The organism is Roseovarius autotrophicus, assembly GCF_018069895.1.
In the GTDB taxonomy this organism is placed as follows: domain Bacteria; phylum Pseudomonadota; class Alphaproteobacteria; order Rhodobacterales; family Rhodobacteraceae; genus Roseovarius; species Roseovarius autotrophicus.
Window position 1 is genome coordinate 1 of record NZ_JAGQDH010000041.1, and the last position, 10,171, is coordinate 10,171.

General features: G+C 62.3%; 8 protein-coding genes and 1 pseudogene. 2 read left to right on the plus strand and 7 right to left on the minus strand.

All coding sequences use genetic code 11. The annotated features are described in order from the left end of the window. Nucleotides 1–327: 327 nt before the first annotated feature. From KAK09_RS17970 to KAK09_RS18000, 7 genes are all read right to left on the minus strand, one after another. Nucleotides 328–1,746: a M20 family metallopeptidase gene (locus KAK09_RS17970; protein ID WP_210880306.1), complete on the minus strand. Its 1,419-nt coding sequence runs from the start codon at nt 1,744–1,746 to the stop codon at nt 328–330. Further along, the gene (locus tag KAK09_RS17975; RefSeq protein ID WP_210880307.1) at nt 1,743–3,329 is read right to left on the minus strand and encodes a gamma-glutamyltransferase; all 1,587 of its coding nucleotides are present in this window, start codon (nt 3,327–3,329) and stop codon (nt 1,743–1,745) included. Before KAK09_RS17975 ends, KAK09_RS17970 begins: the two co-directional genes overlap by 4 nt. A 2-nt stretch (nt 3,330–3,331) precedes the next feature. After that, complete coding sequence (locus tag KAK09_RS17980; RefSeq protein ID WP_210880308.1) at nt 3,332–4,324, minus strand: ABC transporter ATP-binding protein; 993 nt, start codon at nt 4,322–4,324, stop codon at nt 3,332–3,334. Beyond that, a complete protein-coding gene (locus KAK09_RS17985) occupies nt 4,321–5,319 on the minus strand; it encodes an ABC transporter ATP-binding protein (protein ID WP_210880309.1) in 999 nt (332 codons plus the stop codon). The genes KAK09_RS17980 and KAK09_RS17985 overlap by 4 nt, the downstream gene beginning before the upstream one ends. A gap of 3 nt (nt 5,320–5,322) precedes the next feature. Next, the gene (locus tag KAK09_RS17990) at nt 5,323–6,219 is read right to left on the minus strand and encodes an ABC transporter permease (RefSeq protein WP_210880313.1); all 897 of its coding nucleotides are present in this window, start codon (nt 6,217–6,219) and stop codon (nt 5,323–5,325) included. A 7-nt stretch (nt 6,220–6,226) separates the two neighbouring features. Continuing rightward, the gene (locus tag KAK09_RS17995; RefSeq protein ID WP_210880310.1) at nt 6,227–7,144 is read right to left on the minus strand and encodes an ABC transporter permease; all 918 of its coding nucleotides are present in this window, start codon (nt 7,142–7,144) and stop codon (nt 6,227–6,229) included. A 119-nt stretch (nt 7,145–7,263) separates the two neighbouring features. Beyond that, nucleotides 7,264–8,781, minus strand: coding sequence for an ABC transporter substrate-binding protein (locus KAK09_RS18000; protein ID WP_210880311.1), 1,518 nt, complete (start codon nt 8,779–8,781; stop codon nt 7,264–7,266). A 179-nt stretch (nt 8,782–8,960) separates the two neighbouring features. On the opposite strand from KAK09_RS18000, the gene KAK09_RS18005 reads away from it, so the two are divergent. Together KAK09_RS18005 and KAK09_RS18010 are read left to right on the plus strand one after the other, a co-directional pair. Next, nucleotides 8,961–9,746: an IclR family transcriptional regulator gene (locus KAK09_RS18005; protein ID WP_210880312.1), complete on the plus strand. Its 786-nt coding sequence runs from the start codon at nt 8,961–8,963 to the stop codon at nt 9,744–9,746. Between the two features lie 201 nt (nt 9,747–9,947). Continuing rightward, nucleotides 9,948–10,171, plus strand: a pseudogene (locus KAK09_RS18010) (hypothetical protein); the annotation flags it as partial.

The window sequence follows — 10,171 nt, forward strand, 5'->3', positions numbered from 1 at the left end:
CAATGGCTATGGACTTACAACAACGACCGCCCCAACATGGGCATCGGCGGCATCACACCCGCCATGAAACTGAAAATGGCTGCGTGAATTCTACGGCTGCACCCCGTTAAAAAGGGGGAGATTACCAAGAGTCGCGATGAAAATGTGCCGGATAATCAATCGCCTAGCCAAACTCGCCTTTTTGCGGCCATCGAACTTTTGAGTCTGGTGAACCCAGGACACGCCGCCGCATCCGACAGTGTCACGCCGGGTCGCGGGCGGCCCGCGTCCACGGGTCGTTCAGCGGCTGCCCCGCGGCGGGATCGTTCGAGCCGGTCCCATCCAGCGTCACGGTCGCCGCCGACCGTGACCGCCCCCCTGGCCCGTCGGCGTGCCGCCTTCGCCGATATCCCAGAACAACCCGGCCATGAGGCGCAACGCATCGCGGCAGACGGGTTTGAGCACATGCTCATCCGGGGCATGTTGCGAGCAACCGCGATAGGAATGCGGCACCCAGACGGTCGGCAGGCCAAGAATATCGGCGAAACAGTCATTGGGCAGCGACCCGGCGAGATTGGGCAGGATATGGGGCGCTTGCCCCGATGTCCGCTCCAGTGAGGCGGCGACGAACGTGACCCAAGGGTGGCCGGGATCAAGCCGCGTGGCGCGGAAAAAGCCCCGGTCGTGGGGTTCGATCCGAACGCTGTCAAAGCCATGCGCATCGAGATGGCGCCGCAGGGCGGGCAGGATGTCCTCGGGCACGGTGCCGACCACATAGCGCAATTGACAGGTGGCGCGGGCATGGGCGGAGATTGCATTGACCGGGGCCTCGGGCACGCCGCTTGTCATGGCAAGGATGGCAAAGCTGTTCCAGCCATAGGCGCGCTCGACCGGGGTCAGGCTTTCCTCGCCCCAATCGGGGTTGATGGCGGGACCGTCGCCGCCCTCGATCGGCAGGCCATGCAGGGCGGCGCGCACATCGTCCGTCAGGCTGTCGGGGCGCCATTCGGGAATCTGGATCTGGCCACGGGCATCGGTGATGACCGAGAGCGCCTGCGCCAGGATCATGGCCGGATCGGCCAGAAGCCCGCCCCAGTTGCCCGAATGATGCGCGCCCTTGCGCAGATCGACAATCAGATCAAAGGTGACACCGCCGCGCGAGCCCATGAACATGGTGGGCGTTTCAGGTTGCAGGCGCGGCCCGTCAGAGGCGATGAGGACATCGGCGCGCAGCTTGTCGCGATGCGCGGTGAAGAACTCCGCAAGGCCCGGAGAGCCGGTTTCCTCACCGGTTTCAATCACGATCCGGCAATTGAAGCCAAGCGCGCCACGGGTTTGAAGGACCGCATTCAGCGCGGCGATATTAATGAGGTGCTGACCTTTGTTGTCGGCGGTGCCGCGCCCATAAAGCCGGTCGCCCTCCTCGACGATCCTGAACGGGTGGAGGCCCGCGCGCCATTGATCGGTCTGGGCGCGGATCACATCGCCATGGCCATAGGTCAGGATCGTGGGCAGGTCATCGTCCTCGTGCCGCTCGGCAATCAGGAAAGGCCCGGCATTGGCAACCGGGTTGGGATAGGTCGCACAGGTAAAGCCCATGGCCGCCAGCCGGGGCGCCATGGCCTCGGTCAGATAGCGGGCAAGCTCGGGGGCCTGAGCGGGGTTCTGGCTTTCGGTTTCGAAACCGACCAGATCAGCAAGCTCTGACTGGAAGCGCTTGTCGTCGAAATAGGCTGAAACCGTGTCGATTGCGGTGCTGCGCGTCATTGGCCTGGCTGTCCTGTCTGTTCGTTGATTGCATCGCCCCAGGGCGACATGATTTCGGTGCAGCCGGCGTTGACCTTGCCCCGGCGCATCACTCCGGCGGGACAGCCGAAGGCGTAGGGGAAGGGGCTTCGCCGTGCGGTGTGAACCGGGTGATCGGCGCGCAGCCGCGCGATCACGGCGGGCGGTAGGGTTTCATCGGCCACGATGGTCTCTCCGCCCGAAACGTCAATCCGGGGGTGGTGGAAGCTGTCCGCGATATCCATGCCGAAATCAGCCACGAAAGACGCCATTTGGGCCATGGCAGAGACAATCTTGCGCCCCCCCGATGCCCCAAATGCAAAGTGCGTCTCGCCGGTCTCGCCCAGAATGGGGCAGACGTTCATCAGGCAGGCCTTGTCCGGGCCAAGCGAGTTGGGGCGCCCCTGAATCGGGTCGAACCACATGATACCGTTGTTCATCAGAAAGCCGGTCGAGGGCGAGACCACGCGAGAGCCGAAGATCGACAGCAGGGTCTGTGTTTGCGAGACCATGTTGCCAGAGCGATCCACCACCGAGAAATGCGTCGTGCAGCCGGGGGCCTGTTCGGTCTCGCCCGTGTCGCCCATTTTGCCAAGCCGGGCGGCATAGGCGGATTTGAGGCCATCGGCATAGGCGGCGAAGGCCTCGGGGCCGGGGATTTGGCCCATGGCGCGGGTTTCCATCAGCGAGAGGGCGTGCTGAAAGGTCGGCCCGGCGGTCAGGCCGGGGGGGACATGAAAGCGGGTTTTGCGATAGTCAAAGCTGAGTGGCTCAAGTATCCGGGCGCGGTAGGCAAGCAGATCCTCGCGCGAGAGCGCGCCGCCCTTGGCCTGAATGTCACCGGCGATGGCGACGCCCAGATCGCCGTCATAGAGGGCGCGCGCGCCATGGCGGGCAATCTGGTCAAGGCTGTCGGCCACGCGGTTCTGATCCAGCCTTTTTTCGGCAAGGGCCGTCCAGCCGCTGATGGTGGGCCACTGGCCATCTTCAAGGAAAAGCGCCGCCGCATCCGGGTCTTTGGCGAGGGCGCGCGTGCTTGAGGCGATCACAAGGGCGGCATACCAATCGACCAGCAACCCTTGCTTGGCAAAGGCAATCGCGGGGGCCAGAAGATCGGCCCAAGGCAGGCGGCCAAAGCGGTCGTGCATCTGTCCCATGCCATCGACAAGACCGGGCACGGCAACTGCGGTGGCACCCTGGACATTGCGATCCTCGACCACCTCTTCCCAGGGGAAGAGATCGCCGGCGATACCCCTGCCGGTCAGCGGATAATCTGCCGGATCAAGCGATGCCGGAGAGCGCATGCCATAGTCAAGCGCCTGCGCGGTGCCGGTGTCGGCGCGCCAGAGCATCAGGGCACCGCCACCGGCCGGGCCGCTCATCCACGGCTCGAGCACACCGATGGCGAACGACACGGCGACGGCGGCATCGACCGCATCGCCTCCGGCGGCCAGAACATCGGCCCCGGCCTGAGCGGCCAGACGATGCTGGGCGGCAACGACGCCAAATTCGGTTTCAATGACGGTTTTGCGCGTGACCATGCTGCGCGACAGGCTGTCGGACATTGCTAACCCTCCTTGGGCGTATTCATCGGGCCGTTCGGGTCATAGAGGTGACATTCGACATGGCCCAAAGGCGTAGGCAGCGCGCGCGGGGCCTTGGTCTTGCACAACTCGGTGGCCTTGGGGCAGCGCGGATGGAAATGACAGCCCGAGGGCGGATCAATCGGGTTGGGATAGGCCATGCCAAGCTGTGTGTCGGGCACGCCAAGACCCGGCTCCGGCGTCAGGACCGATTTCAACAGCGCCTGCGTATAGGGGTGGCGGGCATGGTCGAACAATCCGTCGACCGCCGCCTCTTCGACGATGCGGCCAAGATACATCACCGCGACGCGGGTCGCGAGATGTTCGACCACCGCCAGATCGTGGCTGATGAACAGATAGCTGAGGCCAAATTCACGGCGCAGATCGCCGAGAAGGTTGAGGATCTGGCTTTGCACGGACACATCGAGCGCCGAGGTGGGTTCGTCGCAGATCACGATTTCGGGTTTCATGATCAAGGCGCGGGCGATGGCCACACGCTGACGCTGGCCGCCCGACATCTGGCTTGGAAAGGTGTTCATGACGCGGGCCGGAAGGCCGACGATATCGAGAATTTTACGGACCTCTTTGTCCCAACTTGCAGCGTCACCGATGCGATGCACCCGAAGCGGCAGAGACACGATGTCAAAGATGCTCTTGCGCGGGTTCAGGGATGAATACGGGTCTTGAAAGATTGGCTGAATCCGGCGCGCGAGGGCCATGCGATCCTGTGCGCCGATTTCCTGACCATCGACCAGAACCTGACCCGCCGTGGGGCGTTCAAGCCCCAGCAGGATCTTGGCGAGGGTGGATTTGCCGCAGCCGGATTCACCGACAAGGCCAAGCACCTCGCCGCGCGGCAGGGAAATGGACACATCGTTGACCGCCGTCAGGGGGCGTGCCGTGCCGAACAGACCCTGCTTCACACGGTAGGTCTTGGTCACGCCGCGCAGTTCAAGGATGGGGGCGGCGGTGGTCATGCGGTGGCCTCTTCTGCGTGGCGTTTGCCGTCAGGGTGGATGCATCGAAAGGCGTGGCCATCATCGGTGGTGTGGCGTGGGATATCGCCGCGACAGGCGGGCGCGGCATGGGGGCAGCGGGTGCGAAAGGCACAGCCCGCCACATCGCCGATCAAGGAGGGCACCATGCCGGGAATGGTGCCAAGGGTGCCGCCTCGTTTGGTCTTTCCGGGCAAGGGGATACAACGCAGCAGCCCACGCGTGTAGGGATGCGACGGCGTGTTGAACACCTCGGTCGCAGAGCCGGTTTCGACCAGTTCGCCGGCATACATGACCGCGACCTTGTCGGCGACGCGCGCCACCACGCCAAGATCATGGGTGATCAGGATCATCGCCATGTTCATCTCGCGCCCGAGATCATGGAGCAGGCGCAGGATCTGGGCTTGAATGGTCACATCAAGCGCGGTTGTGGGTTCATCGGCGATGATCAATTCCGGCTCGCACATCAGGGCCATGGTAATCATCACCCGCTGGCGCAGCCCCCCCGAAAGCTGGTGGGGATATTGCGAAAGGCGGCTTGCGGCGGCGGTGATGCCGACCTTTTCCAAAAGCTCGATGGCGCGCACGCGCGCGGCCTCTTTTCCAACGGGTTTATGCAGCAACAGGGCCTCGGTAAGCTGATCGCCGATGGTATAGGCGGGGTTGAGAGAGGTCATCGGTTCCTGAAAGATCATCGCCATGCGCGCGCCGCGAAGGGATCGCATGGTGCGGGCATTGGCGCGCGTGAGGTCGGTGCCGTCAAAGCTCATCTCATCGGCGGATCGTCGGATGGTTTTGCCCAAGAGGCCCATCAGCGCCAGCGAGGTGAGCGATTTGCCCGACCCGCTTTCGCCGACGATGCAGAGGGTTTCGCCGCGCTTGAGATCAAAATCAATACCGCGCACAGCATGGAGTGTGCCTCCGCCTACGGGAATATCAAGGGTCAGGTTGCGGACGCGCAGAAGCGGGGATTCCATGGCTCAGCTCCGGTTTTCGGGGGCGGTGACATCGCGCAGCCCATCACCCATGAGGTTGATCGCCAGCACCAGCACAAAAAGAACCGCGCCGGGGATAAGCACCATCCACGGCTCGAACAGCATCATGTTCTTGCCCTCGGACACCATCAGGCCCCAGCTTGGCGTCGGGGGTTGCACCCCGAGGCCGAGGAAGGATAGCGCCGCCTCAAGCAGGATGGCATGGGCCATTTCAAGGGTGACCACGACGATCAGGTTGTTGGCGATATTGGGCATGATTTCCGACAGGATCACCCGAGGGGTCGAGGCCCCGATGGCCCGCGCGGCAGAGACATATTCGCGGTTCCGCACCTGAAGCGTCGAGGCGCGCATGACCACGGCGAAGCGATCCCAGAGCAGCAAGCCGAGCACCATGATCACCACCTGAAGCGAGCCACCGAGGATCGCCACCACCGCAAGCGCGACAAGCACAACCGGCATGGCAAGGCGCACGTTGATCAGGAAGGTCACGACCATATCGACGCGCCCACCGAAATAGCCCGCGGCCACACCCATGGCCGTGCCGATCACGCCGGATATCAGGGCCGCGACGCCCCCGATCAAAAGCGAGACGCGCGCGCCATAGATCAGCCGCGAGAGATAGTCGCGGCCCAGATGGTCGGTGCCAAGCGGATGCTCCCATGAGCCGCCGAGAAACACCGGCGGCTGCATCCGGGTCATCAGGCTCTGGGCGTAGGGGTCATGCGGGGCAAGCAGTGGGGCAAAGATCGCGACCAGCAGCAGCAGGCCCACGACAGAGGCTCCAATCAACAGTCCCTGATGGCCAAAGACCCGTTTGCGAAGCATCTGGCCGGGCGTGGGGCCGGTGATCTCTTGCAAGAGGGGATCGGGGGCGGCGGTCATGGTCATCTCAGCTGCTCCGCATACGGGGGTCAAGCCAGGCGTTCAGCACATCGGCGAGAAAGGTGAAGACGATGTAGAACATCGAAAAGACGAGGATCAGGGCCTGAACCGTGGGCAGGTCGTTGCGCGCGATGCTTTCCCAGGCGAGATAACCGGCACCGTGAAGGGCGAAGATCGATTCAACCACGATAGAGCCGCCGAGCATGAAGCCCATCTGGACCGCCGCCAGCGACACCACGGGGATAATTGCGTTGCGCAGGGCGTGACGGAAGAGGACCCGCATTTCGGGGGCCCCCTTGGCGCGGGCGGTGCGGATATAGTCGGACGACAACACGTCGAGCATACCCGCCCGCGTCAGGCGCATGATCGCGGGCATGGCGTAATAGCCAAGAACGATGGTCGGCATGATGAAATGCACCGGGCTGGAGGCGCCCGAGGGAGGCAGCCAGCCAAGCTGGATGGCGAAGATCACGATCAGGATCAGGCCGAACCAGAAGCTGGGCATTGCCTGACCCGCGACCGACAGGAACAGGGCCACGCGGTCGATGATCGAATTGGGGCGGATCGCGGCGGCGACGCCGAGGGGGACGGCCGTCACGAGGGCAAAGGTGATGGCGCAGAGGCCAAGGGTCATGGTCACGCTCAGGCGGTCAACGATGAGCGAGGCGACCGGAAGGCGAAAGTAATAGCTTTCTCCGAAATCGCCGCGCAGGGCGGAAAACAGCCATTCGCCGTATTGCACCAGCATCGGGCGGTCAAAGCCGTAAAGCTTGCGCAAGGCCAGAATATCCTCGCCGCTGGCGGTCTCACCGGCAAGGGCAACGGCGGGATCTCCGGCCATGAACAGCAGGCTGAAACTGATGAAAGAGACGGTAAAGGCCACCAGGATGGCAAGCCCGAGGCGTTTCAGGATGAAATGGAGCACAGCGGCAGCCCCTTTGATTGGCGCGGGCAGGAATGGGCGCGGGCGACGGGAATTGAACGTGGATCATGGCAGAAAAGAAAGGCGGGGGGCAGCATGTGCCCCCCCGACAGACCCGGAGTTCAGTTCCAGGTCATCGTGGTAAAACGCAGCACCTCGTCGGCGGTGGGCGTATAGCTTACCTCCTTGGTGGACACATAGTTGGTGTTGTACGAGAACATCGGTGCCCAATAGGCCTGATCGGTGATGCGGGCGATGGCCTTGCCGTAATGCTCGATCCGGGTTGCGTCATCGGTTGCGCTGTCGGCGATGGTGAGATCGGCAAGCACCTGATCGTCGCGCGCGTCGTCAAGCGAGCCGTGCTTGAAGAACTGGCTGACCATGGCCGAGGCGTCGTTGATCGAGAAGCTGCCCCAGGTGAGGAAGGCCAGCGGCACGTCTCCGGTCATGTTCAACTCGCGCAGCGCCGAATATTGCAGATACTTGAAATCCGCCTTGATGCCCACGGCGTTGAGATAGCTCAGGATCGCCTCGGAATATTCGCGGTCACGATAGGCGTAGAACTCGACCGTGAAACCATCCGGGTAGCCCGCTTCGGCCAGCAGGGCCTTGGCCTTTTCCGGGTTATACTCATACTGGGTTGCGACGTCCTGAACGCAGCCGAACTGGCTTGGGAAACAGGGGGTCCATACCACTTTGGATTTGCCCTTGAGCAGGGCCGCAACCAACTCTTCGCGGTTGATGGCGTGATTTATGGCGCGACGCACGCGCACATCGGTGAGCGGCGTTTCGCCCGAGCGCCCGGCGGCATCCATCGACAGATAGCCAACCCGCATGGTCGATTCGTTGGACACGGTGAACCGATCCATCTGGGCCAGCTTCTCGGCCTGATCGGCGGGCACCTGCCAGATCAGATCAAGCGAGCCGCTGAACAGTTCTGCCATCTGGGTGTTCACATCCGGGATCGTGCGGATATCGACATTGGCGATGCTGGCCTTGCCCTTGGGACTGTCATGATAGTCGTCATTCCTTTGCAGCACGAAATGCTGACCGGGAATCACCGAAACCACCTTGTAGGGACCGGTGCCGACAGGTTTGAGGCCCATGCCGCTTGGGCCGACCTCGGCGTAATACTCGTTGGGATACATCGAGACCGGCCCCGACAGGAACTCGATCGCGGCGGGAAAGGCCTCTTTGAGATGGATGCGGACGGTGTAATCGTCGATCTTCTCGGCGGATTTCATCCAGTTCACGTTGCGCTGTGTCTTGACGCCGTTTTCTTCCTTGGCGACGAAATCGACGGTGTAGACCACGTCATCGGCGTTGAACGCCTCGCCATTGTGAAAAGTCACGCCCTCGCGCAGTTTGAATTCGAGGGTGACATCGTCAATCCATTCCCACGACGTGGCCAGATTGCCGGAATATTCGTTGGTGATCGGGTCGCGATAGACCAGTCCATCCCAGATGGCGCGTTGCAGAACCACGCCTTCGCGCGAGGAATTGAAATAGCTGTCCACATTCTCAAGCTCTTTGGTGAAGGCCACACGCAGGGTGTCATTCGCCTTTTCAGCCCATGCGCCGCCGCAAGCCGCGATCAGCGCAGCGCTGGCGATGGTGGTTTTCAACCAGGATTTTTTCATCGGTATCTCCCTTGTCGATGTGACGTGTCTCTGGGCGATCATGGGATCGCGGTGGTTTCCGGGCTTGCCATGCGTATCATATAGCGATACTAAATGTTGTCATATGATCCATTAAGATCGTGACAAGTGCATCCGTCAACCCTTTGCATGGGGGGGTGTCCTGATTTCGTGAGATGCGCATGAAAACAAAGCAGAATACGCTTTATGTCGGGTCGCTTGCCAAGGGGCTGCGGCTCTTGCGGGCGTTTGATGAAAGCCATAGCGAGCTTTCACTGTCGGAGCTTGCCGCGCGCACCGGCCTTGATAAAAGCGCCACGCAGCGCCTGGCCAACACGCTCCATATCGAGGGGATGCTGGACAAAGACCCCGGCACACGGCGGTTTCGTCCCTCGCATGCCTGGCTTGAAATGGCGTATGCCTATTACTGGTCAGACCCTCTTGTCGGGCAGGCAATGCCCAAGCTGATCCAACTCAGTCAAGAATTGGCAGAGACCGTGAATCTTGCCGAATTGTCCGGGGACCATATCATCTACGTCAGCCGATTGCCGTGCAAGCGCACCTATTTTGCCGCGACGGTGATCGGGCGACGCCTGCCCGCGCTGTCAACATCGGCAGGGCGCGCCATTCTTGCGACCTATCCCGAAGAAGAGCGGCGCGCGGCGGTGGATCACTGGCCGATCAAGGTCTTTACCCCCAGCACGACGCTGGATCGCGAAAAGATCCGCGCCAGCGTCGAGGACGCGGTGCAGCATGGTTATGCGATCTCGAACGGTCAGATGATTCTGAACGAACTGGCGATTGCGGCACCGATCATCGGCCCAGACGGGCGCGCATTTGCAGCGGTGCAATGTTCGGTTTCGGCACATACCTGGGATCGCGAGAGGCTCGTTGCAGAGATCTTGCCCAAGCTTCAGGACACTGCCAATACGATTCTGCCCTCATCCCAGACGCAGCGCGCGCTTTAGGCTGGCCACGGAAACTGTCGGGTTGTATCGCAAAGCTGCGTGTGGGTCGAAGGTAGCCGACCTCCGGAGATGCGGATGCCGCGCGCGTCGTAAAGGTTGCGAACACGATGCTGCCGTGGCCGGAATCTGTCCCGTTCGGATCATACGTTGACGCGCGCACCTCTTCCCGATCCGGGCATCGGGGCCGCATCGAAAAGTATCTTGACCCTGTTCGTGCAGCAGGACATCAACTTGCCCATGATCAACCACGATGCAACCCACCAGTTGACCGCCCTGCGCGCCGGAACCCTCACAGCCCGGGATCTGATGGCGGAAACGCTGGATCGGATCGACGCCGCAAACCCCGCGATCAACGCCATCGTGGCGCTGCGTGACCGCGACACGCTGCTGGACGAGGCCGCGTGCGCCACCCCCGGACCGTTGCA

Excerpts from the sequence above, each read along its gene's own strand:
- KAK09_RS17970 (WP_210880306.1), bottom strand. The coding sequence starts at position 1,746 with ATGACGCGCAGCACCGCAATCGACACGGTTTCAGCCTATTTCGACGAC.
- KAK09_RS17975 (WP_210880307.1), bottom strand. The coding sequence starts at position 3,329 with ATGTCCGACAGCCTGTCGCGCAGCATGGTCACGCGCAAAACCGTCATT.
- KAK09_RS17980 (WP_210880308.1), bottom strand. The coding sequence starts at position 4,324 with ATGACCACCGCCGCCCCCATCCTTGAACTGCGCGGCGTGACCAAGACC.
- KAK09_RS17985 (WP_210880309.1), bottom strand. The coding sequence starts at position 5,319 with ATGGAATCCCCGCTTCTGCGCGTCCGCAACCTGACCCTTGATATTCCC.
- KAK09_RS17990 (WP_210880313.1), bottom strand. The coding sequence starts at position 6,219 with ATGACCGCCGCCCCCGATCCCCTCTTGCAAGAGATCACCGGCCCCACG.
- KAK09_RS18000 (WP_210880311.1), bottom strand. The coding sequence starts at position 8,781 with ATGAAAAAATCCTGGTTGAAAACCACCATCGCCAGCGCTGCGCTGATC.
- KAK09_RS18005 (WP_210880312.1), top strand. The coding sequence starts at position 8,961 with ATGAAAACAAAGCAGAATACGCTTTATGTCGGGTCGCTTGCCAAGGGG.